Below are 25,540 nucleotides of genomic sequence, written 5' to 3'. Positions count from 1 at the left end.
TCTATTAATATACACCTTCTATATCTATAATACAATTTACAATTTTTAAATTTTGCCTAACTATTTTACAAATTTATTTAATTGTAAAAGAGCTTAAACTTTATTTAAAGAAGAGAAATTATCTCACCTGACATAACATTTTCAATTCTTTCAACCAGTTCTTCAACACTTTCTGGCATTTGCTTTTCAATCCAATCTAAACCTACTCCAACCAAAGCATATGTATAAAAAGAATAAGAAAACTCTACTTGTTTAGCTTCTTCTTTTGTTACTTCGATTTTTTTGAACACTTGATTACTTAGAAATAGTTCAATCTCCTGTCTTAGTACTTTTTCTAAAAATCCTTTCCCAAAAGAGCGATAGGTATTTAATACAAAAACATGATTCTCAGAAATATATTGAAATATTGATGTTAGAGCATCTTGCCATTTATCATAGATTTTCCCTTTTTCGATTGGAGTCACTACCTCTTTAAGATATATCCACTCTACTAAATCATAGATGTCTTTAAAATTATTATAAAACGTTTGACGACTAACACCACAAGCTTGAGTTAAATCATTTATTGTTATTTTTGACAATGATTTCTTTTCTGCCATCTCTTTTAAAGTTGATTCCAGTACTCTTTTTATTACTATTGTCATACCTAATCACTCCCTTTCATTTATTCTCTAAACTTTATATTATTATTTTCTCATAAAGTACACTATTTTCTCAACCAATAAAATGCTTTTTTTAATTTTTCCGTACCATTTTCTAAAATTATCTTTCCATGAGAGAAAACAATTTTATCAGGTTTCCAACTTTCAATCTTAGAATAGCTATCTTTAGCTTGTTTTTTAAAGATAAATGATGATCGTAAATCTCTTGACGTTCGAAACTTAGGATACTTATTATCTCCAAACTTAAATACAAGTTTATATAATAATGGTAATTTATTTACTTCTATACTTTCTATTAAGTCCGTTAATATTAAGGTTGAGCTCTTTTTATGAAAGAAGACCATCTCTTCCATAGCTATACTTCCTCTAAAGGGAGTAAAAAATATTTCCTCTGACCAAAAAGTTTTTGAAATATTATCTAGTGATACAAAATTTTCTCTTTCATCAATTTTAAATTTGGTACTTACTCCTTTTGCTAACCAAACTTTTGCATTTGGATAATGTTTATACCAATCTAATACATAACTATAGTGTTATTTATTAGGAGCAACTATATGCTCGATTTCTCCTAGTTCTTTTATTTTTTCATCTAATTCTTTATTAAAAGCTATTGGTGAATGAATCCATAATTTGTTATTATCTAATTTAACTACTGTCATCCTTGTTGTAAAAGGAACTTTAAAAAGTTTAAAACTCATATGTATTTCATTTCCATCAACAATCCAAATATTCTCACCAATTTGTTTTAATTCATTAATGGGAGAGTATAACTTCAACATTCCTTCCATCAAACATTCACCTTCTTTCAATTGAATACTTCTAGTTTTCTTCTAGAATCTTAGCTATTTTTTCAAACGTATTAGCATTTCTAATCGTTATTTTCTTATAGAAATCTTGCTTTATTAATTTTTTATGATACGTAGTTTTTAAATATTCTGACTCATTATATTTACCCCAAAATACTGCGTGTTTTCCAACATACACTATTTCATTATGAAATGTAGATTTTTCTATAAAGTCAAGGATATTTGATTTATCAAAATTATATGAAAAGAACAGTACATCTTTTCTTGCCATATCTTCTTTCCACCAATCAGGTAAGTCAGCTTTTTCTTCTAAATATTCCTCTTTTGTGATTAAAGCAAAAGGAATCCAAAAATCATAATTAGTTTCTAACAGATTTTTTATCTTTGCAATGCATATTTCATGATTTTCTAGACTGGTAAAAAACAAATTTCCACTGTTAATATATGAACTAACATTTTCAAAACCTATACTTAACAATTGTTCTTTTAGTTCACTCATTGATACCTTATTCTTACCACCTACATTTATACCACGTAATAAAAGTACATATTTCATATAATTTATCCTTTACAAATTCTAATTTAGTTAAACAAATAATTTATCTACAATTTTACATCAAAATACATAACTTATTTTATACCTACAGTAGCCCTTTATTGTTATATCAGAATTTATTTTTCCTTATCTCTTTTCTAATATTATATCATCTTTAATCATCTTTTTATAATTTTAAATAGATATTCTTTAAATTTGATAAGAAATTATAACTTATATTTTCTATCTTTATACATAAAATTAAAAGAAGAGTTTTTAAATAAATAAACTAAATGTAATTAGCTAATGAGGTTGTAAAATAGTAAACTCAAACAATTTAATAAGTATTAAAATGTAAATAATAGAGATTTGTTAAGTATTATTTATTTTTTTTAAAAAAATTATAATTTCGTGCTTGACATGGAACGCGTTCCAGCATCTATAATGATTTTTGAAGAAAGAGAGGTAATTTATATGAATATCAAACGAATTTTTTGCGACATGGATGGTACATTATTAAATAGTGAAGGACAGGTAAGCGAAAGAAATGCTACTTTAATACGAGAAGCAGAGATCCCTATAACTTTAGTATCTGCTAGAACCCCAATGGAAATGAAGGATGCAATAAATGCTCTTCAACTTAAAGGTATTCAAGTTGCTTTTAATGGAGGATTAATTTATAGAATAGGTGATAATAATAAGATCATACCTATTCATACACAAATTATTAAAAAAAATACAGTAAGTAAATTGCTTAAAGGAATACGTCAGCATTTCCCTCAAGTTAGTTTATCTTATTATGACCTAAATAACTGGTATTGTGATAAAATAGATGAAGGAATCCGATATGAACATAATTTAACTCAACAAACTCCAACATTTATTCATAATGAGGAGTAGTTTTTAGAAGGTAAGATAAATATTTTTAAAATAATGATGATTACTTTTGATGAAGCAAACATGAGAGAATTAGAAGAATATCTTCAAAGTATAGACTTACCAGAAATCACTATTTAACGTTCAGGTAAAGCGTATCTTGAAATTACACATGCCTTAGCTAAAAAATCTAAAGGGATTGCTTACATACTTTAAAAAGATGAGTTGTTAAGAGAAGAAACTGCTGCATTTAGATGGTTTTTAGGGATACCATTCTCTAAACCAGTTCCTCATTACTCTACATTTTCACAAAACTATATCCGACGATTCCAAGGAACTGACGTATTCGAACAAATATTTATAAATATAGTGAACCAAGCAATTGATAAAAAATTAGTAGGTGGTACAGAGTTCTTTACTGATTCAACACATATAAAAGCTAACGCAAACAAAAGAAAATTCAACATAGAAGTAACTACAAGAGTAAAAGAAAGAAAATTAGACTTAGAAAAAGAAATAAATGAAGAGAGAGAAAAAATAGGAAAAAAGCCTTTTGAATATAAAGAAAAAGAAGAACTAAAAAGACAATGAGTTAACACAACTGATCCAGACAGCGGTTATTATCACAGAGATCATAAAGAAGAAGGTTTTATGTATTTAGATCATAGAACGGTAGATGGAAAAAATAATATAATCATGGATTGTCACATAACTCCAGGAAACGTTCATGATAGTGGTCCATATATAGATAGATTAAATCAGATAGAAAAAAATTTCGGATTAACTCCAGGGAAAGTTGCGTTAGATAGCGGATATTATTCTCTAGACATACTAAAACAGTTAGATAAAAAAAAAGTATATTTTCAGTGATAGGATATAGAAGATTCTCAAAATCAAAAGATAAAAAATATTTTAAATACAAACCCGAAAAAGATATATTTGTAGATAAACGAACAGGAGAAATATTTAGATACAGAAATATTGATAGAAATGGATATAAGCAATATAAGAGTGATGATAAAAATGAGAAGAAAATAATAAGACGTCATATAAATGCAAATTATTATGATAAAGCAAGAACAAGACGATTGTCTAAAGAAGGGAAGATACTGTATAAAAGAAAAAAAGAAACAGTAGAGCGCAGTTTTGCAGATTCAAAATAAAATCATGGATATAGATATGCACTATATAGAGGGAAAGCCAAAGTACAGTCGTACACTTGGTTGTCTTGTTGCGTTCAAAATATGAAAACAATAACACTAAGAGAGGTGTAATCCTCCTTAATACTACTGATACTCGGCCATATGGCTTATTTTTTTGAAAAACGACCAAAACATCAATATGTCCATTGATATTTTGGTCGTTTTGTCAACAATCTGAAGAGTTTCTTAGGAATTAATCTAAGAAACTCTTATTTTATAAAATTATAGCTCTCTATATACACCGACGCACTCACCAATAATTTCAACGTTACGTGTTACTATAGGTTCATAGTCAGGATTACAAGGATAAAGAATTACATTGTCATTTTTAACGAATATTTTCTTTAGTGAAGCTTCGTTCCATTCCGTTAATCTAACAGCAGCTATTTTACCATTTCTTACAGAACTTTGTTGACGAATGAAAACTAAGTCACCATCAAATATTCCGGCTTCTATCATACTATCGCCTTTCACACGAAGTGCAAAATCTGCACGCATACCTTGATCTATAAAAATATGTTCATCATATTCTTCTTCAATATAAACACCATCTCCTGCGCAGATTGTACCCAATATAGGAAGTTTAGAAACATCATCTAAATAATCATTATTAGAATTTAAACTATTATCTAGAGATTCTGCGTCCATTATATCACTTTCTCCCATAAGCCAAGCAGGATTTACTGATAAATAATCGGCTATAATTTGCAATTTATCTCTTTTTGGTGTGTATTTACCTTTAGACCAATCGCTAATTGATGAAGGTGTAATTTTTGTCGAACGAGCTAGTTCAGCTTGTTTTATATTTTTTTCTTTTAAACATTTTTTAAATCTAATACTAAAAGTTGTAGTCATAATATTACATTCCAATCTATTTTCTATATATACATTGATTATAAAGGAAACCGTATATAAAATCAAGGGTATATAATAAAAAAATTAAGAAATATGAATTTTACTCTTGATTTTCGGTTTTCCGTATGTTATTATATAAGTATAAAGAAAATTAAGTTTTACGTATTAAATGAAAGAAGGTAATAGTATGTTTATATATTGGATAGTTATACTAGTTTTATTAGCTAAAGTCTTTACTTTTTTTGAGACTAACAAGTTAAAAATTGTAAAAAGGGGTAAAGTGGAACACAAAGTATTTTAAAAATACATAATTCATTATAAAGTCATTATGAACAGAAAATATTATTTATTATTATAAGATTAGATGAAAATTATTATTCAACTAGTCTTATTTTTCTTAATATATATCAGAATATGAAAAATATATGTAATTTATCAAAATCAGCATTCCTATAACGTTTTCAATATGTTTTTTATAATAAAAACTATGTACTAATACTAAAAAATATTGTATAATTAAAATATAATAATAAAACTAGGAGGATTTCTTAATGAAATTAGTATTAACTAGACACGGTGAAAGCCAATGGAATCTAGAGAACAGATTTACAGGATGGGTTGACGTTGATATCACAGATAAAGGAAGACAAGAAGCTATCAAAGGTGGTCAAACACTTAAAGAATTAGGTCTTACTTTTGATGTAGCATACACTTCTTACCAAAAACGTGCTATCAAAACTTTAAACTTATTCTTAGAAGAATTAGATTTATTATGGATTCCAGTACACAAAAGCTGGAGATTAAATGAAAGACATTACGGTGCTTTACAAGGATTAAACAAAGCTGAAACAGCTGAAAAATACGGTGATGAACAAGTTCACATCTGGAGAAGAAGTTTCGATGTAGCTCCTCCTGCATTAGACAAATCTAGTGACATGTACCCAGGAAACATCGATAGATATAAAGAAATTCCTGAAAATGAAATTCCATCAGGAGAAAGCTTAAAACTTACTATTGATCGTGTATTACCATACTGGGAAAGCGATATTTCTAAACAAATTAAAGCTGGCAAAAACGTACTTATTTCTGCTCACGGTAACAGTTTAAGAGCGTTAATCAAATACTTATTAAAAATCTCTGATGAAAAAATCTTAGATCTTAACTTACCAACAGGTACTCCATTAGTATTTGAAATTGACGAAAACTTAAACATTATCTCAGCGCCAGAATTATTCTAATAAGTAATGAAAAAGCTGATAATATTACTAACAACCTTGCTAATTTTGCAAGGTTGTAGTTCTAAGTCAGACATGACTACAAAACAATTACAAAATCTTACAAATTCTGCGACTCTAAACCAGCTAGAAAAAACTGAATTTGATAAAAAAGATAATAAGTTAATAATTACTACTAATGACGAAGTTATTAACAAAGAAGGTTTTGAATCTTTATTGAAATCATTAAAACTTAATAATTTTAATGGAAAAACTCTAAATATTGATAATATTAATTCAAACGAGTTTAATAATAAAGATTTCATTATTGAAATTGTAACTAAGAATAATAATTCAGTTGTATTTAATTTAAAAGATAGTGCTAACAAAAACTACAATATTTCACAAACAAAATATTCTAATGAATATATGAAGAATAAACTAAGTTCTTTTTCAAAAGAATTAATTACCTTTGATGAGCTTGCAGGAACTATTGAAACAGATCTTGATAAGGGACGTCCTTTAGGTGATAAAGTAGAGAAGTTTAAAGAGGTGACTGATAAGGTAAACTCTTCAATAGCGACTCTTAAATTGTTAAATAATGAAAATATTGAGTATGCAAAATTAGATGAGGTTAAGGCTAAATTAGTCCGTTTAGATGCATTAACTAAAAATATGATTGCAGCAGTAAATAGTTCTGTTACAGCAAAAAATGGTTCTGCAATAGCGGCAGCATTTTTAAATATTAATGATATAGATAAAATTGCTCGTGATTTAGCAGCGATGTAATAGACAAAACCTGGATATAGATTTTCTATGTCCAGGTTTTCGTATATATGTAATTGTGAATGTTACAGGAAATCTGTAGGTTTTATATTTTCCATACCAATCATAGGGTCAATAGTATTTATATTTTGAAAATCTAATATATATGTTTTAAGCTCTTCATCAATTTCAATGTCTTCAATATTCGCTTCTCTATCTGTTGTAAAGAACCATTCTAGAGCAGTTTGCCTATTGACAGTATTTGTAGGCTCGATTGACTTATAAAAAACATTATGATTTCCACATAGTATTAGTTTTTTCTTTGCACGTGTGATAGCAGTATAAGTTAAATTTTTATTGAGCATAAAGTTATAATTATCAATAAATGGAATTATAACATTTTCAAATTCTGATCCTTGTGCTTTATGTATAGAACACGCATATGAAAGGGTAATTTGGTTTAATTCCTGCTTTTCATAGGTAACATAGTTGTCATCATAATCTATGACTATTTTTAATTTATTACCTTCTTTATAAACTTCCTTAATGTAGCCAATATCACCGTTAAATATATTATCCTCGGGTCTATTAACAAGTTGCATAACTCTATCGTCGACTTTATATATCAGTTCTCCATATTCAATTTGTTCTTCATTATCGTTAAATCTTGATTGAATAGCCGTATTAATTTCATTTATACCACTAGTTCCTTTATAGATTGGAGCAAGAATTTGTATATTTTCCTTACTAGTGTTTTTAAGTAAATCGTCATATACCGCTGAGATTACATTAATCATTTCATTTTTATTAGCTGAAATAAATTCCTTATCATCAAAGTTTTCTAATATATCGAATGGAATATCATTTTTAATAGAGTGAGAAATATTAATGATACTTGAGTGTTCGCTTTGCCTAAAAATTTTATTTAATTTAACTGTTGATATGGCTTTAGAATTAATCAGATCATTAAGGACATTACCAGGAGCGATTGATGGTAATTGATCATTGTCACCGACTAGAATGATTTTCGCATCTTTATGAATAATATTTAATAAGTTATACATTAAGAATACGTCAATCATACTTGATTCATCTATTATTACTAATTCAGATTTAATACTTTTATCACTGACAAATTCTTCCATGTTTTCGTCTTCTGTGCTCCAACCAATGGCTTTATGTATTGTTGATGCATAAAATCCTGTACTTTCTGACATTCTTTTGGCTGCTTTTCCGGTAGGTGCACATAAGGTAATAATATTTCTTGTTTCATCCAATAAGTCGTGAATACTATAGTTATTGATTCTTTGGAATATTTTAATAACTGCTAATATAATAGTTGTTTTACCAGTTCCAGGTCCACCAGTTAAAATAGAAAAGTTATTTTGTATACAGTTTTTTATCGCAGCAATTTGAACTATATCGTATTCTATATCTAGTTCATCTTCAACTTCTTCTATATATTTATCTAGAAGTTTTTCGCTAATATCTTCAGTATTTTTCATTTCTAATCTTCTACTTATGTCACTATAAATAGAATACTCTGAATAGTATATTTCCGGTAAGAAAACTCTATCTTCAATTTCTATTAGTTTTGCAGTATCTAGAGCATAAGTATATGCTTTTAGTATGTCTTCTTTATCAACTGCTATGTTTCTTGAAGAATATAATATGTTAAAAGTATTATATAGTAGGTTATTCTTTGAAATATATGTATTACCAGTAGAAAAACAATATGTATTTATAGTATAAATAAAACCGTATAGTATTCTTTCTTGATCATTCGCAGCAATTTCATTAGTTTCTGCAATTTTATCTACTGTTTTAAAATTTATACCTTTTATATCTTTAATTAGAGAGTAGGGATTTTCGGTAATTGTACGTAATGTGTTATGTTTGTAAAAGTTATAGATTTTCAAAATTAAATTATTGCTAAGATTATATTCGTTTAGCTTTAAAATAATATCTTGGGTTTGTTTATTTGCAACAATTGTAGCATAAATAGTATCTTTACGTTGTGTAGGGATACCCTTTATTGCGAATAGTGCATCCTTATCTTCATATATTTTATCTAGAGCTTCAACTCCTAAACTTTCTACTATTAATTCGGCAGTTTTTCTTCCGACACCTTGAAAAATGGAACTTGATAAGTAGGATACAATAGCTTCTTTATCTTTTTCGATTACTGGTTCAACTACAATCGCGGATAGCTGAGTTCCATATTTCCTATGCTGGACTATTTCTCCTTTGAATGAATATAATTCATCTTCAACGAAGTCAAAATCATTAAATGTTCCTACAACGCTTAAATAATCTCCTTCAGCAAAATCATATTGATCATTTAAAAATATAGATAAAATATAATAATTATTTTCTTTATTATGAAAGATAATTTTATTTAGATAACCTTCTACAGTTTGCATAACAATCTCCTACGAATTTCTTTATAAGAACAATGATAATATATTATAAAGAAAATGTCTAGTATTGATTGAATTGGGGAGGAACTCAACTTACTTATTGTTAATATAAAGACTTATAAAGTGAAATAATTTGTATAGCTATATTTTTATAGAATAAGAAAAAATATTGTATGGAATAAATATGTTATTTTAGTTACAAAATAAGTTTCGTAATGGCAATATTTTTTATAAAATGTTATAATAAAATGAAAATAAGATAAGGAGGTAGGTCTTGTGAGAACGGTAAAAGATGTATTTATTCACTTAAATAAACTAGCTGATGTAAAGTTAGCAGAAAATTGGGATAATGTTGGATTGTTGTTAGGAAACAATAATAATGAGGTAAATAAAGTGTTAGTATGTTTAGATGTAACTACTGACGTCGTAGAAGAAGCTATAGCTAATAAAGTTAATCTAATAGTTTCACATCATCCTCTTATCTTTAAACCATTAAAATCTTTAGATTTTACTTCTGATTTTAAATCGAGAATTATTCGTGATTTGATAAAAAATGATATCTCAGTTATTTCATTTCATACAAATTTAGATTCTGCGACTTTAGGTCTTAATGATTATTTAGCTAAACTTCTTAAATTAGAAGATATACAAGTATTATTTGAACATAATATAGATAAAACAGCTGGTTTAGGAAGAATTGGAAAATTAAGTAGTCCACTGAAATATAGTAACTTTATTACTTATTTAAAAGATAAATTTTCATTAGAAAATGTGGCGGCTGTTATTGGAGATGAAAAGGAAATCTCTACTGTTGCATTATTAGGAGGAAGTGGAGCTGATTTTATTTATACATTACCAGAAGTAGATGTATATTTAACTGGTGATGTAGGTTATCATGTAGCACTTGATGCAATAGAAATGAAAAAAAATATAATTGATATTGGTCATTTTACTGAAAGTCTTGTAAAAGACTTACTTTTAGATTATATCTCAGAATTAAATGTAGAGGTAATAAAATCAACAGTTGAAAAATCACCATTTACAATACTATAAAGGAGGTAACGATTTATGGCAAAAACAACACCAACGATGGAAGATTATATAGAAGTGATATATTCATTAGTAAAGAATAAAGGTTATGCTAGAAGTGCTGATATCGCAGAAAAATTAGAAGTATATCCTTCTACAGTAACTAAAATGTTAAAAAAGCTTGATGTCGAAGGATACATCGTGTACGAAAAGTATAGAGGAATTGCACTTACTGAACAAGGTGAGAAAATGGGGGCATATGCCTTAACTCGTCATGAATTATTAGAAGATTTTCTTAGACTTATTGGAGTAGACGAAGATAAAATATATGAAGAAGTTGAAGGGATTGAACATCATTTTGGTAAGAGTTCATTAGAAAAAATAAAAGACTTAATGAAATATTTAAAAGAAAACAACTATAAAGCGTAATGGAGAATAATTGTGGTAGATAAAGAGTATTTAAAATTATGTCAGCACATTCTAGATAATGGAATAGAAAAAGAAGATAGAACTGGTGTAGGTACGAAAAGTGTCTTCGGTTATCAGATGAAGTTCGATCTTTCTGAAGGATTTCCTTTATTAACTACTAAGAAAGTAAATTTTAATTTAGTTTGGTCAGAATTACTGTGGTTTATAAAAGGTGATACTAATATCAAGTTTTTATTAGAAAATAAAAATAACATATGGAATGAATGGGCATTTAAAAAGTGGATAGAAAGTGAAGAATATACTGGTCCTGATATGACAGATTTTGGTCATAGAACATTGGTTGATGAGGAATTTTCTAACCAGTACAAGGAACAAATGGCGATATTTAAAGAACGAGTACTTACAGACGAGAGCTTTTCAGAAAAATATGGTGATTTAGGTAATGTTTATGGGAAACAATGGAGAAACTTTAACGGTATTGATCAACTTAAAAATGTAGTGGAGCAGATTAAAACTAATCCATCTTCACGACGTTTAATAGTTTCATCATGGAATCCGGCAGAAGTAGATACTATGGCTTTACCACCATGTCATTCACTATTCCAATTTTATGTGAATGATGGTAAATTAAGTTGTCAATTATATCAACGAAGCGGAGATGTTTTCTTAGGAGTTCCATTTAATATTGCATCTTATTCACTGCTTACTATATTAATAGCTAAAGAATGTGGTCTTGAGGTTGGTGAATTTGTTCATACACTTGGAGATGCACATATTTATAAAAATCATTTTGATCAAGTAAAAGAACAAATGTCTAGAACACCATATTCTTTACCTGAATTAAAGATAAACGACTTTGAAAGTATCTTTGACCTTAAGATTGAAGATGTTGAAGTTGTTAATTATGAAAGTCATCCATTTATTAAGGCACCAATAGCTGTTTAGGAGGGGTAATATGTTATCGCTAATAGTTGCATATGATAAGAATAAATCCATAGGTCAAGAAAATACTATTCCTTGGCGTTTAAAGAGTGATATGTTACGAGTTAAAGAGTTAACTACAAATCAAACAATCATCATGGGACGTAAAACTCTAGATAGTATAGGAAAAGCTTTACCTAATCGTATAAATAGAGTTTTGACTCGGGACAAAGATTCTTTAAATCATTATTCAAATATAGAAATCTATTCAGATGATTCAATTTTAGAAAATATCGAGACTGAAAAGGCATATATATTTGGTGGTGGAACGATTTATAGTAAATTTTTTGATAAATGTGATGAATTGTTTATCACTGAAGTAGATACAATAGTAGAAGCTGATACAAAGTTTCCTGATTTTGATGAAAATGAATGGGACTTGTTAAGTCGAGAAGAATTTAAAAAAGATGATAATAATGAATTTAACTATTCATTTTTACACTACATAAGAAAAAGGAAGGAGTAGAAAATGGAAAAAGTAAAAATTATTATTGATTCATCAAGTGATTTAACGTTTGATGAAATAGAAAAATATAATGTTGAAGTAATTCCTCTTACAATTAATATTGATGGAAATGAGTATGATTACCGTACAATAAGTAATGATGAATATATAGAAAGAATGAAAACAGCTACTAGTTATTCAACTAGTCAACCTGCAATTGGTAAGTTTTTAGAAGCTTATGAAAGATGGACAAAAGAAGGCTATAAAATTATTGTTTTAACTCTTTCATCTGCCTTAAGTGGAACTTATAATACTGCTGTTACTGCAAGTTCTGAATTTGAAGGTGTTTATGTTGTAGATAGTAAAACTACAACTCGTGGAATGGTATTTTTATTAAAAGAATGTCTAAAACAATTAGAAGAACAGGTAGCTGTTGAAACGATTGTAGAAAGCTTAAGAGAAAAAGCTAAAAATATTTTAACATACGTTACAATCGATAAACTTGACAATTTGGTAAAAGGTGGTAGACTAAGTAAGTCACAAGCTTTAATCGGAGGTCTTTTAAATATAAAAGTTTTAACTCAGTTAAAAGAGAAAGAATTAGTTGCTTTAGATAAAGTTCGTGGTAAGAAAAAATTAGTTCAGACTTTAATTAAACATATTCAAGAAGAAAAACAAGATAAAACTATAAAAAGTATAAGTTTACCTAATTCATTAGCTGATGAATATGTAGCTTTAATTAAGTCAGAATTAAAAAAAACATTTGGTTATGAAGTAAATGAAGATGAAATATTTACGACAACACCAATTATTTCGACACATACAGGAGAAAATGCAGTAGGTATCTTAGTAGAGTTAGTATAATCGGAGGTAAAGATTATGACAAATTTCGATGAAACAAGATTATTTGATAGCAATTTTTATGATAAAAATGATATTCACAACATATTAAAAAATGTTGTTGAAACAATAAAACAGCGTGGGTATGATCCTATTAATCAATTAATGGGATATATTAAAACTGCTGATCCAGTATACATTCCTAGAGATAATCATGCAAGGGAGCAAATAAGATTAATAGATATGGATGATATACTAGAGTACTTATTATACTTTTTTATACAGGAGTCTTAGATGTTAGATAAGAGAATAATGGGCCTTGATTACGGATCAAAAACTATAGGTGTTGCTGTTAGTGATTTGTTAGGCTTGACTGCACAAGGTATTGAGACTATTAATATCAACGAGCAGATAAAAGATTTTAAAATTAAAAGGATTAAAGAATTAGTTCAAGAGCATAATGTAGGAAAAATTGTTGTTGGCCTTCCTAAAAATATGGATAATTCTGTAGGTTTTAGAGGTGAAGCCACATTATATTTTGTAGAAGTTTTGAAAAAGAAGATAAAGAATGTTGAAATAATTCTACAAGATGAACGTTTAACTACTATGGGTGCTGAAAGAGTACTTCTTGAAGCGAATGTTTCAAGGAAGAAAAGAAAAGATGTTATTGATAAAATGGCTGCAGTATTAATATTACAGACATATTTAGATAAATTAAATTAATATAAATTTCAGGAGGAAAATAAAATGCAAGAAAAAGATTTAAAAAACATTAGTATTGATAATACTGAAGAGGTGTATACACTTAGTACTTTAGAAGGTGAAGGAAAAGAATACCGTAAAATTTTAGAATTTACCAACCCTACAAATGGTAATCTTTACTATATCTTCGCTGAGGAAGAAACAATTGATGAAGAGGAAATTAGTATTTTCCCAATGGTATGTATAGAAGATGGAGAAGACGCTGTTCGTTTTGAACCAGTAGAAACAGATGAAGAATATGATATGATTTCTGAAGTTTTAGATACTTTTTATTACGACGAAAGTGAGTAAGTAATGAGAGAAGATAAGATAAGAAGAAGTAAAAAACTGAGAAAAAAGAATAGAAAAAGAAAATCTATCATTCCTATAATACTGACAGTATTTGTTGTTGTAGGTATAACAGTACTATCAATATTTTATTACATGACAACCCCGGTTGATAAAAGTAATAATAAGGATATTACAGTAGAAGTAAAAGAAAATTATGGAAGTGCGAGAATAGCACAAGAATTAAAAGCAAAAGGTTTAATCAAAAACGAAGAGGTATTTAAAATATATTCTAGATTAACACCGAATACAACTTTTTATGTTGGTAGCTTTAAATTAAAACAAAGCATGAGCTTATCTCAAATTATACAAGAATTAGGAGCTAAAAATAAAGGTAAAACAGGTAATACGTTTGCTTTAATCGAAGGTGACAGTATTTTGAAAATTTCTAAGAATCTAGAAAAGACAAAACTAGATCCTAAAGAATTTTTAGAAAAAGTTAATGACGGCGTATTTATTAAAAAACTACAAGCTCAGTTCCCTGAGTTAATAACAGATGAGATTTACGGTAAAGATATTAAATATGCTTTAGAAGGATACTTATATCCAGCTATTTATGATTTAAAAGATGATGAAACAGTTGAGAGTTTAATTACTAAGATGGTTAAATTATCTAATGAAAAAATAGTACCGTTATACAAAAAGAATAATAAATCATGGAACATTGGTGGACAAAATAAACAAGTGTCTATCCATCAATATATGACGCTTGCTAGTATCTTGGAGAAAGAGTCTACAAAATCAGATGAGAACAGATTAATTGCTAGTGTATTCTTGAATAGACTTGCACAAGGTATGAGATTACAAACTGATCCATCAGCAAACTATGCTGCAGATAAACTTACAGGTGCACCGACGCAAGCAGAATTATCATTGAATTCTCCATATAATACTTATACTAATATCGGTTTACCACCTGGTCCAATTTCTTCAATTGGTTCAGAATCATTCGAAGCGTTAAATAATGCGGAAAATACGGATTATGTTTATTTCTTACATGCAACAAAAGATGGAAAAGCATATTTCTCTAAAACATATCCAGAACACGAGAAGTTAGCTAAGGAACATATTGAAGGTTATATTCCATCGGGTAGCTAGAAAAGTAAATAATATTTATAATTTAACATATTAGAGAATAGTCTAATTAATCACTTTAAATGTTGATTGATTAGGCTGTTCTCTTTTTATGTTTGTAATTAGCTACTATTGAATAAATAACAAGATTAAGGTAAAATTAGATATAAGATAAAATTTTAGGAGAAATTATGCAACAGTATTTTTTAAATGAAGAATTGAATGTTGAATCAACATATGAATTATCAAAAGGTGACAGCAATCATATTGTCAGAATAATGAGAAAAAAAATTAATGATAAAGTATATGTAGTATTTAATAATGAAATTAAGTACATTTGTAATATTATAGATAATAATGTAGATAAAGTTATAATAACCCCATATGAACAGGTAGATGGTAGTAATGAACTTACAACAAAAATAACGGTGGCTATTCCGCCTTTGAAGAATGATAAAATAGAGTACTTAATTCAGAAGCTTACTGAACTTGGAGTAAGTAATATTGTTTTATTTAACTCTGAACGTAATATAGCAAAAATTAAAAAAGATAAAGTGGATTCTAAATTAAATAGATGGAATAAGATTATAAAAGAAGCAGCAGAGCAATCAAAACGTAATATTATACCTGATATAACTTATGTGGATAGTTTGAAAGAATTAATTTTATTTAGTGAAAATTACGATTATAAAGTTGTTGCTTATGAGAAAGAATCTGTAAATGAAGATAACGTTAATTTTAAGAGATTATTAAATTCTGATTTAAATAATAAAAACGTTATTGCAGTTTTTGGTAGTGAAGGTGGTCTTTCAGAACAAGAAATCGATAATTTATTAGATGGTAATTTTGAAGTAATTGGCCTGGGAAAAAGAATATTAAGAGCTGAGACGGCACCTCTGTACTTTGTGAGTTGTGTTAGTTATTTTAGTGAATTCAAGTAAAGGAGTTTAACTATGAGTATTGAATTAAATTTAACAGCTAAAGAAATATATGAAAAAGAATTTAAAAAAACTAGAGTAAAGGGTTATAGTGAAGAAGATGTAAATGATTATTTGGACTTAATAATTGAAGACTATATGAAACTTGATAAACTACTTACTCGTTTAAAAGAATTAGAAATTGAAAATCAAAATCTTAAAATTAAAATTGAGGCTATAAAAAATGCTAGTCGAGAGGATAAACCAACACAGGTTACTAATTTAGACATATTAAAAAGATTATCTAAACTTGAAACAGCTGTTTTTGGTCCTAATCATTCAGATCATGATTTATATTAATATATTATTATAAAAGATTAAATAAGGAGAATATTATGAATATTTTACTGATAGTTTCTGGTGGAATTGCGGCATATAAATCGATTGATTTATCTAGTTCCCTAGTGAAGAAAGGTCACGATGTTAGGGTAATACTTACAGAAAATGCAAAGAACTTTGTGACAGAACTACCTTTTCAATCATTAACTAAAAATAGAGTGTATACTAATACTTTCGATGAATTAAATGAAAATGAAATTCAACATATTGATTTAACTAAATGGGCAGATAAAATAATTGTAGCACCAGCTACTGCAAATATAATTTCAAAATTTTCGTGTGGAATTGCTGATGACTTAACAACTTCTCTTATGTTAGCTGTTCAGGATGTAACAAAAGTATATATTGTTCCTGCAATGAATACAGTTATGTATAACAACCCTATTATTAAAGAGAATATAAGCAAGCTTTTGAAACTAGGTTTTAATTTTGTTGAGCCTGATAGTGGATTGTTGGCTTGCGGTGATGTCGGGAAAGGAAAATTTCCAACAGTAAAAAAAATTGAAAAAGCTGTTTTCTCTGAGACAGAGTTAGACTTGAAAGGGAAAAAAGTTTTAGTAACTGCTGGTCCTACTAAGGAATTCATAGATCCGTTTAGATGTCTAACTAATCCGTCTACTGGGAAAATGGGGATTGCTATAGCTAACGAATTTAAGAAAAGAGGAGCTGAAGTAATTTTAGTATCTAGTGTGAAGAATGATACTATTTTAAATGGTATAAAGGTATTAGATGTTGTTAGTACAAAGGATATGTTTGAAGCGGTAAAAAATAATTTTAAAGATTGCGATTATATAGTTAAGGCAGCTGCAGTATCTGATTATACCCCTGTACTTGTCTTTGATAAAAAAGTAAAAAAACAAGATGGAAATCTTAAAATGGAGTTTGAGAGAACTCAAGATATATTGAAATATGTTGGTGAAAATAAAACAGAAGAACAAATTGTTGTAGGATTTGCTGCTGAAACTAACGATCTTCTTGCATATGCTAGAGAAAAAATAGTTAAGAAGAATTTAGATTATATAGTGGCAAACGATATATCTCAAAAAGATATCGGTTTTGGAAGTGATAATAATGAGGTGTGTATTATTGACAAATTCAATAATATAACAAAAATTGATAAATCTAGTAAGACCAATATAGCTAAAGAAATTGTAGATACTATTACTAAGTAAGCTTAAAACTTTAAAGAAGGTGAGGTGAGATTATGTATGCTGAAGTTATTGTCGATGTAAATAATCATAGTGTCGATCAGAGTTTTTACTATTTAATTCCTGAAGAAATTAAGGAACATGATCTTGTAGGTTATAGAGTGGAAGTTCCTTTTGGCACTCGTGTAGTTCAAGGATATGTTGTTAATGTTAGTGAAAAATATAACGGGGGATACGATAGAGATAACTTTAAAAGTATAAAAAAATTAAAAGATGACTTTCCAATTTTAACTAAAGAAATGCTTCTTTTATCTAAAGTTATGGCAGATGAACTTTTTTGCACTAGAATTCAAGCTATAGAAACGCTAATTCCGACGATATTAAAAAATAAATATGTCGAGTATTACGAGTTGATAGATGCGAACAAAACTTTACTATTTGATTATGCTAAGTACTTTGATAAGAACTACTTAGTTGAAAAGAAAAAGTTTGAAAAAATTTTTTCAATCGAACAAATTGGATATTTAATCTCGCTAAAAGCCATAAAACTTATAAGTAAAGTTAAAGAAATAAATAATAATATTACGGAAGAATTCTATATTCTAGGTGATATTAGTAATGTTAAACTAACAAAGAAACAACAGATAATTGTTGATTACCTTAGTAAGAATGAGAAGATAAAGAAATCGGATGTTAAAGAAATATTAAATATTGGACCTACAGTAACGAAAAAATTATTAGAACAAAATGTTATCCGTATTATTGAAGAAGAAGTAATTCCTGAGATTAACACGACTATTTTACAAAATGAAACAGAACTAAGTAAATATCAGCGAGAAATCTATGATAGTATTGCAAAAAATTATAATACTAATAAATTCAATGAATATCTTCTCCATGGTGTTACAGGATCTGGGAAAACTGAAATATATATTAAATTAGTTGAAGAAAATTTGAGAAATGGAAAAGATGCTATTGTTCTTGTTCCAGAAATAATTTTAACACCACAAATAGAGAAAAAATTCAAGAAAATTTTTAATGAAAACATTGCTGTAATTCATTCTAGATTGAATACTAAAGAGAAATATAACGAATGGAAAAAGATTAAAGACGGTAAGGTTAAAATTTGTCTTGGAACTAGATCTGCTATTTTTGCCCCATTTGAAAATCTAGGTATTATAATTATTGATGAAGAACATGAAAATAGTTATAAACAAACTGAATCTCCAAGATATGATGCTAAAGATATCGCAAAAAAGCGTGGTATTTATAATAAATGTACTGTAGTGTATTCCAGTGCAACGCCATCTGTTGATTTATATTATAATTTTGAAAAGAATAATCCTAATAATTTATTAACTTTAACGCATAGATTTAATAATAATTTACCAAAAATTAATATTGTTCATACAGAAGATAAAGAAAAAGTAATAGCTGATGAATTACTTGTTAAGATTAAGGAAAAAATTGACAAAAAAGAACAGGTATTATTGTTGATGAATAAAAGAGGATATACTAATTTTATTCGTTGTTTTACCTGTGGTCATTTATATAAATGTGAGAACTGCGATATAAGTTTAAATTATCATAAACACGATAATTCGTTACGTTGTCATTTTTGTGGATATCATAAAAAAATTTCAAATATAAAAAAATGTTGCGAACATCCAGAGTTAGTTTCAGGTAACTATGGAATTCAAAAGGTAGAGGAATATTTGATTCAATATATACCAGATGTAAGAATAACAAGGATGGATTCAGATACGACTAGTCGAAAAGGTGCATATGAGAAGCTATTAACTGATTTTAAAAAACATAAATCAGATATACTTTTAGGGACTCAAATGATATCAAAAGGTCTGGATTTTCCCAATATTACTTTAGTTGGAGTACTATCAATTGACAGTATGATAGCTATACCAAGTTTTAAAGCGAATGAGAAGCTATTTCAGTTATTAGTTCAAACAGCAGGAAGAGCTGGAAGAAGCGAGAAAGAAGGCGAAGTTGTGTTTCAAACAAATATAGCGAGCAATATATTGGATTATGCAATTGATCATAGTTACGAGAGATTTTATAAGTACGAATTAAATCGCCGTAAACTCATTGACTATCCGCCGTTCTGTAAAATTTCATTTATTACGATAAAAGGTTATGATGAAGTGAAAACAGAACAGGTTGCAAAGATGATTTATAACTTTATAAGTAAAAAACTTAGTGGTATTTCTATTCTTGGTCCGAATAAAAGCTTATTCTATAAGATTAATAATGAGTTCAAGTATAATTTGGCAATAAGGTATAATGATGAGGAATATAGTAAATTACATCCGCTTTTGAAGTATATAAATGATTATTTTGCAGAAAGTTTTTCAAAAGAGAAGATAACTATAACAATAGATAATTCAGCTTTAGATTTTATGTGATTTCATGTAAAAATTAATTTAATAGATTCAATTAATCAGCTTGTAGAAATTGCTTTACAAGTTGATTTTATTTATTTAGAAATACGATAAAAATTTGAAAAAATAGCGATTTTATCGTATAATATAAGGATGTAGATTTATATTTTATGACTGGAGGAAGATTGTGGAAATAGAACAAGTTATAAAAATTTCACAACTCTATGATTTTTACTCTGAATTACTTAGTGATAAACAAAAACAATATTTAAATGATTATTATTTTAATGATTTATCATTAACAGAGATATCGGAAAATTACAATATTTCAAAACAAGCTGTTTCAAATAATATTAAAAGAACAGTGTTAGAGTTAGAACAGTTTGAGGAGAAGTTAAATTTAATAAAACTAAACAATCAAAGATTGTTTTTACTAAATGAAATAAAAAAATCAACAAATGATACAGAAGTACTGACATATGTTGATGAATTGATAAAATTAGAAAACTAGGAGAATCTTTTATGGCATTTGAAAATCTATCGCAAAGATTACAAAATACAATAGCGAAGCTTACAGGAAAAGGAAAAGTTTCTGAAGCTGATGTTAAAGAAATGATGAGAGAAGTTAGGTTGGCATTACTAGAAGCCGATGTTAACTTTAAAGTAGTAAAAGAATTTGTTAAGAAGATTAGTGAAAGAGCAGTAGGAACTGAAGTTATGAAATCATTAACTCCTGCTCAACAAATTGTAAAAATAGTAAATGAAGAACTTGTTGAATTACTTGGTGGTTCTAACGTTGAATTAAACCAAGGTGGTAAGATTACAACAGTAATGATGGTTGGTCTTCAAGGGGCTGGGAAAACAACTACAGCAGGTAAGTTAGCTCTTAAAGTTAAAAAAACTATGAAGAAAAAACCGCTTCTTATTGCAGCTGACGTTTATAGACCAGCAGCGGTTCAACAATTGAAAACTTTAGGAAAACAACTTGATATTGAAGTTTTCTATGTTGATAAAGATCCTGTAGATATTGTTAAAGATGGATTAGCATTCGCTAAAGAAAATTACTTTAACTATATAATTATCGATACTGCTGGGCGTCTTCATATTGATGAATTACTAATGGATGAATTAAAAGATATTAAAGCGGCAACAACTCCAGATGAAATCTTACTTGTAATAGATGCAATGATTGGACAAGAAGCTGTTAATATTGCAAGTTCATTTGATGAACAACTAGACATCACTGGATTAGTACTTACAAAACTTGATGGTGATACACGTGGTGGGGCAGCCTTATCTATTAAGTCTATCACTGGTAAGCCAATTAAGTTAGTTGGTATGGGTGAGAAGATGAATGACCTAGAAATATTCCATCCAGAACGTATGGCTTCTCGTATTTTAGGTATGGGTGATGTCCTTACTTTAATCGAAAAAGCCCAAGCTTCTATTGATGAAGATGAAGCAAAAAAAATGCAGGAAAAAATTCTTAATCAAAGTTTCACCTTCGAAGACTTTTTAACTCAACTTGAACAAGTGAAAAAACTTGGTAGCTTAAAAGATATTCTAGGAATGATTCCTGGTATGGGTAAACTTAAAAATATGAATTTAGATGCAGTTGATGAAAAGCAATTTGTTTATATTGAAGCTATCATCAAATCTATGACTATTGAAGAAAGGCAAAATCCAGATATCATTAATGTACCACGTAGAAAACGAATTGCACAAGGTAGTGGTAGACCAATTAATGAGGTTCATAAGTTAATTAAGCAATTCGAAGAAATGAGAAAAATGATGAAACAGTTTGGTGGACTTATGAATGATAAATCTAAGAGAAAGGGTCTAGGAAGAATGTTTGGTGGCAAACTTCCATTTTAATAAATTATGAATAATATAGTTTTATTTCAACCAGAGATACCAGCTAATACAGGTAATATCGCACGTACATGTGTTGGTACTAATACAAGATTACATTTAATTAGACCTTTAGGTTTTTCTATTGATGATAAACATGTTAAACGTGCAGGTTTAGATTACTGGGAACACTTAGATTTAGTTGTTTGGGATAGTTTTGATGAATTTCTTGAAGCGACTAATGATAAGCATTATTATCTAATTACTAAATTTGGTTCAAAGAATTATTGTGATTTTGATTTCTCTAATGAAGAAAATGAAGATATATATTTTATCTTTGGAAGAGAAACTAAAGGATTGCCTAAAGAATTCCGAGAAAAATATAGTGAACAAGCATTACGTATACCTATGAGTGAAAATGTACGTTCATTGAATTTATCTAATACAGCGGCATTAATAATTTATGAAGCTCTGAGACAACAAAGTTTTAATAAATTACAATAATATGATTGTAATTTATTAAATCCTAAATTAAAGAGAACTAATAAGAATAGAGGTTTATTTATATCTAAATTTTTTATAAAAGCTTTTTAGATATCTAGTAAATATTATGGGAGTAATCGACAAAATCGAATTCTTCAAAATCCTGATTTTGATTTACTCCCTGCGTATTAATAATATAAAAGGAGAACAACATGACATTTGTTGATATTATAGATGATAACAACTTAGTAGAAGACAGCACTAAAGATATGTTATTAAAATTGTTAGAATGTGCTGCGGAGTATGAAAATGTTGATACTGAGATTACTGAGATGTCATTATCTTTTGTTAGTAAGGAAGAAATTCAAGAAATTAACCGTGATTATAGAGGTAAAGATGTTCCAACTGATGTTATTTCTTTTGCATTAAATGATGAAGTAGAAGATGAGATTGATATTATTGGACTTGAAGATGAAATTAATTCTATTGGAGATGTTATTATCTGTATAGATATTGCTCATGAACAAGCAAAAGAATATGAACATAGTTTCGATAGAGAAATTGGTTTCTTAGCAGTACATGGTTTTTTACATCTACTTGGTTATGATCACATGAATGAAGAAGATGAAAAAGAAATGTTTGGAAAACAAGATGAAATTTTAGAAAAATTTGGTTTAAGGAGATAAGCATGTTTGAAGAACAAATTAAAACAGGATTTGTCACAATTATTGGCCGTCCTAATGCTGGTAAATCTACGTTATTAAATAATATACTACAACAAAAAATTGCAATCATGTCAGATAAACCACAAACAACGAGAAATATTATTAATGGTGTATATACTGATAATGATTCACAAATCGTGTTCATTGATACTCCTGGAATACACAAGCCAAAGCATAGACTTGGAGATTATATGATGAAACTTGCAAGTAGTGCGATTCAAGAGTCAGAAATAGTTTATTTAATTATAAATGCGAGTGAAAAGTTTGGACCTGGAGATCAACATTTAATAAATATTGTTAAAGAATTAAAAGTTCCAACATTTTTATTAATTAACAAAATAGATTTAATTTCACCGGAACAATTAATCCAAATCATAGAATTTTATAAAGATTTATATGATTTTGTGGAAATAGTTCCTATTTCTGCTCTTAAATCAATAAATGTAGATAATCTACTAAATACAACGAAAAAATACTTGCAACCAAGTTTTAAAATGTATCCTGATGATGTAATTACAGACTCACCTGAGTATTTTGTAATTTCTGAATTTATTAGGGAAAAAGTCTTACAATTAACAGAACAGGAAATACCACATTCTATAGCTGTTGTTATCGATAGAATTGAGAAACAACCAGGTAAGAAAAAAAATATTATTGCGACTATCGTTGTTGAGAGAAAATCTCAAAAAGGTATGATTATCGGTAAACAAGGTAAAATGATAAAAGAAATTGGTTCTAGAGCAAGAAAAGATATTGAGGTTCTTCTTGGCGAAAAGATATTCCTAGAATTATGGGTAAAAGTTATTGATAATTGGAGATCAAAACCAAATCAAATTATAGATTTAGGCTATAGGGATGATATCTTTGACTAATAGAAATTACATAACGGGGATTATAATAAAAAAAATACGTTATAAAGATTATCATGAAATTTTACAGGTTTTAACAGAACAGGGAAATGTAGAAAGTTTTTTTTATGAGAATGTTCATAAAAGCAAAAAGAAAATTAAGGTTAGTACACCATACGAAGTGAGTATTAACTATTTTCCTACAAATGGTATGAATAAAATTACAAATTTGGAAATTGAAAATACATATACCAATATAGTTTATGATGTTATTAAAAATAGTTATGTTTCGAATATGTTGGAATACACATATTTGGTTAATGATAACTCCTTTAATATTTATAAGCTATTAAAACTTTGTTTACATAATATTGAAAGTAAAGTTTCCGAAAAGATAGTTGTAAGCTATTTTTTAGCGAAATTATTAAATGAGCAAGGTTTTATGTTTAAATATCAAAAAACTGATTATGATTATGTAGGTTATAGTTTTCAGAAGAATAGTTTTGTTGATAAGTTTAATACGGACTACAGTGTCTATGGATTGAATGATCACCTCGTAAAACTTACATACTATCTATCAATTAAAAATATCGATTTTTTGGAAAGTTTAGAAATTGAAAATAAAGATTTAATTAGACTCTTTTCATTTTTTAATATGTTGTTTAAAGAATTTATTGGAGTTGAAACGAAATCATATAAAAAAATACTAGAACTTGAAGAAATATTAGGTTCTAAATAGAAAGAGGCTATGTATGAATAATGCAATAGGAGTATTCGATAGTGGAGTGGGAGGATTAACGGTTGCTCGAGAAATAATGAGACAACTTCCTAATGAAACTATTTATTATTTCGGTGATGTGAAAAATTGCCCTTACGGAGATAAAACTAGAGAAGAGATAATTCAATATACCGATAGAGCGGTGAAATATTTAATTGACAAAGGTGTTAAAATGGTTGTACTAGCGTGTAATACGGCAACGGCAGCTGCACTTAATTATCTTCAAGATAAATATGACATACCGATAATAGGAGTAGTACAACCTGGTGCAAGACGTGCAATTCAGGCTACTGAGAATAATAAGGTTCTTGTTTTAGGTACTAAATTTACTGCAAAATCAAAAGTTTATGATATTGAAATTGAGAATATTAATTCTGATATTCAAGTCGTTGATAAAGCTTGTCCTGCTTTTGTACCTTTTATTGAATCAGAAGGTAACGTTGATAAAGATGCAACAAAGAAAATTATACATGAAACTTTAGAGAATACACGCAACTTAGGTGTAGATACAGTTGTTTTAGGTTGTACGCATTATCCAATTTTGAAAAAAGATATAGAAGAATATTATGGTAATAATATTAAGGTTATTTCTTCAGGACGAGAAGCTGCACGAGAAGTTAGCTCCGTATTAGGATATGCAAAGTTACATCAGAAGAGATTTAATAAAAAAGATCATGAGTTTTACATATCTGAAGCCAGTGAAAATTTTAATAATATAGCTTCTAAATGGTTGAATAAAGAAATCATTGCAGAAGTAGTAGATTTATAGGAGA

Annotated in this window: 32 protein-coding genes; 26 read left to right on the top strand and 6 right to left on the bottom strand. The window is 28.0% G+C overall.

Translation table 11 applies throughout. The annotated features are described in order from the left end of the window. Positions 1 to 104: 104 nt before the first annotated feature. From ACWOA3_RS02780 to ACWOA3_RS02765, 4 genes are all read right to left on the bottom strand, one after another. Complete coding sequence (locus ACWOA3_RS02780; protein WP_456883990.1) at positions 105 to 644, bottom strand: TetR/AcrR family transcriptional regulator; 540 nt, start codon at positions 642 to 644, stop codon at positions 105 to 107. A gap of 62 nt (positions 645 to 706) precedes the next feature. Next, complete coding sequence (locus ACWOA3_RS02775) at positions 707 to 1,015, bottom strand: hypothetical protein (protein WP_456883989.1); 309 nt, start codon at positions 1,013 to 1,015, stop codon at positions 707 to 709. A 180-nt stretch (positions 1,016 to 1,195) separates the two neighbouring features. Beyond that, positions 1,196 to 1,450 (bottom strand): DUF4336 domain-containing protein, encoded by a 255-nt coding sequence (locus ACWOA3_RS02770; protein ID WP_456883988.1) that lies wholly within the window; start codon positions 1,448 to 1,450, stop codon positions 1,196 to 1,198. A 31-nt stretch (positions 1,451 to 1,481) separates the two neighbouring features. Next, complete coding sequence (locus ACWOA3_RS02765) at positions 1,482 to 2,024, bottom strand: DUF1697 domain-containing protein (RefSeq protein ID WP_456883987.1); 543 nt, start codon at positions 2,022 to 2,024, stop codon at positions 1,482 to 1,484. Between the two features lie 399 nt (positions 2,025 to 2,423). Here ACWOA3_RS02765 and ACWOA3_RS02760 point away from each other — a divergent pair, with 399 nt between their 5' ends. The 4 genes from ACWOA3_RS02760 (at position 2,424) to ACWOA3_RS02745 (ending at position 4,042) form a co-directional block, all read left to right on the top strand. Beyond that, positions 2,424 to 2,903: an HAD hydrolase family protein gene (locus ACWOA3_RS02760; protein WP_442566173.1), complete on the top strand. Its 480-nt coding sequence runs from the start codon at positions 2,424 to 2,426 to the stop codon at positions 2,901 to 2,903. Positions 2,904 to 3,104: 201 nt separating this feature from the next. Further along, positions 3,105 to 3,470, top strand: a complete 366-nt coding sequence (locus tag ACWOA3_RS02755) for a transposase (RefSeq protein ID WP_442566174.1) — start codon at positions 3,105 to 3,107, stop codon at positions 3,468 to 3,470. Positions 3,471 to 3,530: 60 nt separating this feature from the next. Continuing rightward, positions 3,531 to 3,749 carry a transposase gene (locus ACWOA3_RS02750; protein WP_442566168.1) on the top strand — a complete coding sequence of 73 codons (219 nt, stop codon included), beginning with the start codon at positions 3,531 to 3,533 and terminating at the stop codon, positions 3,747 to 3,749. Beyond that, positions 3,746 to 4,042 carry a hypothetical protein gene (locus ACWOA3_RS02745; RefSeq protein WP_456883986.1) on the top strand — a complete coding sequence of 99 codons (297 nt, stop codon included), beginning with the start codon at positions 3,746 to 3,748 and terminating at the stop codon, positions 4,040 to 4,042. The genes ACWOA3_RS02750 and ACWOA3_RS02745 overlap by 4 nt, the downstream gene beginning before the upstream one ends. A 261-nt stretch (positions 4,043 to 4,303) precedes the next feature. Here ACWOA3_RS02745 and ACWOA3_RS02740 read toward each other — a convergent pair whose 3' ends face one another. Beyond that, positions 4,304 to 4,936: a LexA family protein gene (locus ACWOA3_RS02740; RefSeq protein WP_003146003.1), complete on the bottom strand. Its 633-nt coding sequence runs from the start codon at positions 4,934 to 4,936 to the stop codon at positions 4,304 to 4,306. Positions 4,937 to 5,487: 551 nt separating this feature from the next. On the opposite strand from ACWOA3_RS02740, the gene gpmA reads away from it, so the two are divergent. Together gpmA and ACWOA3_RS02730 are read left to right on the top strand one after the other, a co-directional pair. Further along, on the top strand, positions 5,488 to 6,174 hold the full coding sequence (gene gpmA / locus ACWOA3_RS02735) for a 2,3-diphosphoglycerate-dependent phosphoglycerate mutase (RefSeq protein ID WP_442566175.1): 687 nt from the start codon (positions 5,488 to 5,490) through the stop codon (positions 6,172 to 6,174). 6 nt (positions 6,175 to 6,180) lie between these two features. Further along, positions 6,181 to 6,939 carry a hypothetical protein gene (locus ACWOA3_RS02730; protein WP_456883985.1) on the top strand — a complete coding sequence of 253 codons (759 nt, stop codon included), beginning with the start codon at positions 6,181 to 6,183 and terminating at the stop codon, positions 6,937 to 6,939. 62 nt (positions 6,940 to 7,001) lie between these two features. Here ACWOA3_RS02730 and recD2 read toward each other — a convergent pair whose 3' ends face one another. Continuing rightward, complete coding sequence (recD2, locus tag ACWOA3_RS02725; RefSeq protein WP_456883984.1) at positions 7,002 to 9,338, bottom strand: SF1B family DNA helicase RecD2; 2,337 nt, start codon at positions 9,336 to 9,338, stop codon at positions 7,002 to 7,004. Positions 9,339 to 9,611: 273 nt separating this feature from the next. On the opposite strand from recD2, the gene ACWOA3_RS02720 reads away from it, so the two are divergent. From ACWOA3_RS02720 to racE, 20 genes are all read left to right on the top strand, one after another. Further along, entirely contained in the window at positions 9,612 to 10,388 is a 777-nt protein-coding gene (locus ACWOA3_RS02720; RefSeq protein ID WP_003146009.1) for a Nif3-like dinuclear metal center hexameric protein, read from the top strand. Between the two features lie 15 nt (positions 10,389 to 10,403). Next, positions 10,404 to 10,793, top strand: coding sequence for a transcriptional regulator MntR (gene mntR / locus ACWOA3_RS02715; RefSeq protein WP_442566177.1), 390 nt, complete (start codon positions 10,404 to 10,406; stop codon positions 10,791 to 10,793). Between the two features lie 12 nt (positions 10,794 to 10,805). Beyond that, positions 10,806 to 11,738 (top strand): thymidylate synthase, encoded by a 933-nt coding sequence (locus ACWOA3_RS02710; RefSeq protein WP_456883983.1) that lies wholly within the window; start codon positions 10,806 to 10,808, stop codon positions 11,736 to 11,738. 10 nt (positions 11,739 to 11,748) lie between these two features. After that, positions 11,749 to 12,240, top strand: coding sequence for a dihydrofolate reductase (locus ACWOA3_RS02705; RefSeq protein ID WP_456883982.1), 492 nt, complete (start codon positions 11,749 to 11,751; stop codon positions 12,238 to 12,240). 3 nt (positions 12,241 to 12,243) lie between these two features. Continuing rightward, a complete protein-coding gene (locus tag ACWOA3_RS02700; RefSeq protein ID WP_456883981.1) occupies positions 12,244 to 13,083 on the top strand; it encodes a DegV family protein in 840 nt (279 codons plus the stop codon). Positions 13,084 to 13,098: 15 nt separating this feature from the next. Further along, positions 13,099 to 13,353: an IreB family regulatory phosphoprotein gene (locus tag ACWOA3_RS02695; protein WP_003146016.1), complete on the top strand. Its 255-nt coding sequence runs from the start codon at positions 13,099 to 13,101 to the stop codon at positions 13,351 to 13,353. After that, complete coding sequence (gene ruvX / locus ACWOA3_RS02690) at positions 13,354 to 13,782, top strand: Holliday junction resolvase RuvX (RefSeq protein WP_271965337.1); 429 nt, start codon at positions 13,354 to 13,356, stop codon at positions 13,780 to 13,782. It abuts the gene before it with no gap. Between the two features lie 24 nt (positions 13,783 to 13,806). Next, positions 13,807 to 14,112: a DUF1292 domain-containing protein gene (locus tag ACWOA3_RS02685; RefSeq protein ID WP_456883980.1), complete on the top strand. Its 306-nt coding sequence runs from the start codon at positions 13,807 to 13,809 to the stop codon at positions 14,110 to 14,112. A 3-nt stretch (positions 14,113 to 14,115) separates the two neighbouring features. Next, on the top strand, positions 14,116 to 15,246 hold the full coding sequence (gene mltG / locus ACWOA3_RS02680; RefSeq protein WP_456883979.1) for an endolytic transglycosylase MltG: 1,131 nt from the start codon (positions 14,116 to 14,118) through the stop codon (positions 15,244 to 15,246). Positions 15,247 to 15,413: 167 nt separating this feature from the next. Further along, complete coding sequence (locus tag ACWOA3_RS02675) at positions 15,414 to 16,163, top strand: RsmE family RNA methyltransferase (RefSeq protein WP_456883978.1); 750 nt, start codon at positions 15,414 to 15,416, stop codon at positions 16,161 to 16,163. Positions 16,164 to 16,175: 12 nt separating this feature from the next. Further along, on the top strand, positions 16,176 to 16,499 hold the full coding sequence (locus ACWOA3_RS02670; protein ID WP_456883977.1) for a DivIVA domain-containing protein: 324 nt from the start codon (positions 16,176 to 16,178) through the stop codon (positions 16,497 to 16,499). Positions 16,500 to 16,531: 32 nt separating this feature from the next. Then, entirely contained in the window at positions 16,532 to 17,710 is a 1,179-nt protein-coding gene (gene coaBC, locus ACWOA3_RS02665; RefSeq protein WP_456884131.1) for a bifunctional phosphopantothenoylcysteine decarboxylase/phosphopantothenate--cysteine ligase CoaBC, read from the top strand. 32 nt (positions 17,711 to 17,742) lie between these two features. Further along, positions 17,743 to 20,106: a replication restart helicase PriA gene (priA, locus tag ACWOA3_RS02660; protein WP_456883976.1), complete on the top strand. Its 2,364-nt coding sequence runs from the start codon at positions 17,743 to 17,745 to the stop codon at positions 20,104 to 20,106. A 163-nt stretch (positions 20,107 to 20,269) separates the two neighbouring features. After that, positions 20,270 to 20,593: a YlxM family DNA-binding protein gene (gene ylxM, locus ACWOA3_RS02655; protein ID WP_003146027.1), complete on the top strand. Its 324-nt coding sequence runs from the start codon at positions 20,270 to 20,272 to the stop codon at positions 20,591 to 20,593. Between the two features lie 11 nt (positions 20,594 to 20,604). Next, entirely contained in the window at positions 20,605 to 21,957 is a 1,353-nt protein-coding gene (ffh, locus tag ACWOA3_RS02650) for a signal recognition particle protein (protein WP_456883975.1), read from the top strand. A gap of 3 nt (positions 21,958 to 21,960) precedes the next feature. Further along, entirely contained in the window at positions 21,961 to 22,437 is a 477-nt protein-coding gene (trmL, locus tag ACWOA3_RS02645; protein WP_035466764.1) for a tRNA (uridine(34)/cytosine(34)/5-carboxymethylaminomethyluridine(34)-2'-O)-methyltransferase TrmL, read from the top strand. Positions 22,438 to 22,628: 191 nt separating this feature from the next. Continuing rightward, on the top strand, positions 22,629 to 23,102 hold the full coding sequence (gene ybeY / locus ACWOA3_RS02640) for an rRNA maturation RNase YbeY (protein WP_456883974.1): 474 nt from the start codon (positions 22,629 to 22,631) through the stop codon (positions 23,100 to 23,102). Positions 23,103 to 23,104: 2 nt separating this feature from the next. After that, the gene (gene era, locus ACWOA3_RS02635) at positions 23,105 to 24,013 is read left to right on the top strand and encodes a GTPase Era (protein WP_456883973.1); all 909 of its coding nucleotides are present in this window, start codon (positions 23,105 to 23,107) and stop codon (positions 24,011 to 24,013) included. After that, a complete protein-coding gene (gene recO / locus ACWOA3_RS02630; RefSeq protein WP_456883972.1) occupies positions 23,997 to 24,728 on the top strand; it encodes a DNA repair protein RecO in 732 nt (243 codons plus the stop codon). The genes era and recO overlap by 17 nt, the downstream gene beginning before the upstream one ends. Before the next feature lie 13 nt (positions 24,729 to 24,741). Next, positions 24,742 to 25,536, top strand: a complete 795-nt coding sequence (gene racE, locus ACWOA3_RS02625; protein ID WP_456883971.1) for a glutamate racemase — start codon at positions 24,742 to 24,744, stop codon at positions 25,534 to 25,536. The last annotated feature ends 4 nt before the right edge of the window (positions 25,537 to 25,540 follow it).

Source organism: Gemella taiwanensis, from assembly GCF_054054385.1.
Note: the sequence above shows the minus strand (reverse complement) of the source record. Positions and strands in the feature narration are given on the sequence as shown.

What these genes read in the sequence shown, in the direction of transcription:
- ACWOA3_RS02760 (WP_442566173.1), top strand. Translation starts at nt 2,424, where the DNA reads ATGGAACGCGTTCCAGCATCTATAATGATTTTTGAAGAAAGAGAGGTA.
- gpmA (WP_442566175.1), top strand. Translation starts at nt 5,488, where the DNA reads ATGAAATTAGTATTAACTAGACACGGTGAAAGCCAATGGAATCTAGAG.
- ruvX (WP_271965337.1), top strand. Translation starts at nt 13,354, where the DNA reads ATGTTAGATAAGAGAATAATGGGCCTTGATTACGGATCAAAAACTATA.
- ACWOA3_RS02700 (WP_456883981.1), top strand. Translation starts at nt 12,244, where the DNA reads ATGGAAAAAGTAAAAATTATTATTGATTCATCAAGTGATTTAACGTTT.
- ACWOA3_RS02740 (WP_003146003.1), bottom strand. Translation starts at nt 4,936, where the DNA reads ATGACTACAACTTTTAGTATTAGATTTAAAAAATGTTTAAAAGAAAAA.
- ACWOA3_RS02695 (WP_003146016.1), top strand. Translation starts at nt 13,099, where the DNA reads ATGACAAATTTCGATGAAACAAGATTATTTGATAGCAATTTTTATGAT.
- ffh (WP_456883975.1), top strand. Translation starts at nt 20,605, where the DNA reads ATGGCATTTGAAAATCTATCGCAAAGATTACAAAATACAATAGCGAAG.
- era (WP_456883973.1), top strand. Translation starts at nt 23,105, where the DNA reads ATGTTTGAAGAACAAATTAAAACAGGATTTGTCACAATTATTGGCCGT.
- recO (WP_456883972.1), top strand. Translation starts at nt 23,997, where the DNA reads ATGATATCTTTGACTAATAGAAATTACATAACGGGGATTATAATAAAA.
- ACWOA3_RS02750 (WP_442566168.1), top strand. Translation starts at nt 3,531, where the DNA reads ATGTATTTAGATCATAGAACGGTAGATGGAAAAAATAATATAATCATG.
- recD2 (WP_456883984.1), bottom strand. Translation starts at nt 9,338, where the DNA reads ATGCAAACTGTAGAAGGTTATCTAAATAAAATTATCTTTCATAATAAA.
- ACWOA3_RS02685 (WP_456883980.1), top strand. Translation starts at nt 13,807, where the DNA reads ATGCAAGAAAAAGATTTAAAAAACATTAGTATTGATAATACTGAAGAG.
- racE (WP_456883971.1), top strand. Translation starts at nt 24,742, where the DNA reads ATGAATAATGCAATAGGAGTATTCGATAGTGGAGTGGGAGGATTAACG.
- ACWOA3_RS02730 (WP_456883985.1), top strand. Translation starts at nt 6,181, where the DNA reads ATGAAAAAGCTGATAATATTACTAACAACCTTGCTAATTTTGCAAGGT.
- mltG (WP_456883979.1), top strand. Translation starts at nt 14,116, where the DNA reads ATGAGAGAAGATAAGATAAGAAGAAGTAAAAAACTGAGAAAAAAGAAT.
- ACWOA3_RS02770 (WP_456883988.1), bottom strand. Translation starts at nt 1,450, where the DNA reads ATGGAAGGAATGTTGAAGTTATACTCTCCCATTAATGAATTAAAACAA.
- ybeY (WP_456883974.1), top strand. Translation starts at nt 22,629, where the DNA reads ATGACATTTGTTGATATTATAGATGATAACAACTTAGTAGAAGACAGC.
- ACWOA3_RS02675 (WP_456883978.1), top strand. Translation starts at nt 15,414, where the DNA reads ATGCAACAGTATTTTTTAAATGAAGAATTGAATGTTGAATCAACATAT.
- ACWOA3_RS02780 (WP_456883990.1), bottom strand. Translation starts at nt 644, where the DNA reads ATGACAATAGTAATAAAAAGAGTACTGGAATCAACTTTAAAAGAGATG.
- priA (WP_456883976.1), top strand. Translation starts at nt 17,743, where the DNA reads ATGTATGCTGAAGTTATTGTCGATGTAAATAATCATAGTGTCGATCAG.
- ACWOA3_RS02705 (WP_456883982.1), top strand. Translation starts at nt 11,749, where the DNA reads ATGTTATCGCTAATAGTTGCATATGATAAGAATAAATCCATAGGTCAA.
- ACWOA3_RS02775 (WP_456883989.1), bottom strand. Translation starts at nt 1,015, where the DNA reads ATGGAAGAGATGGTCTTCTTTCATAAAAAGAGCTCAACCTTAATATTA.
- mntR (WP_442566177.1), top strand. Translation starts at nt 10,404, where the DNA reads ATGGCAAAAACAACACCAACGATGGAAGATTATATAGAAGTGATATAT.
- ACWOA3_RS02670 (WP_456883977.1), top strand. Translation starts at nt 16,176, where the DNA reads ATGAGTATTGAATTAAATTTAACAGCTAAAGAAATATATGAAAAAGAA.
- ACWOA3_RS02765 (WP_456883987.1), bottom strand. Translation starts at nt 2,024, where the DNA reads ATGAAATATGTACTTTTATTACGTGGTATAAATGTAGGTGGTAAGAAT.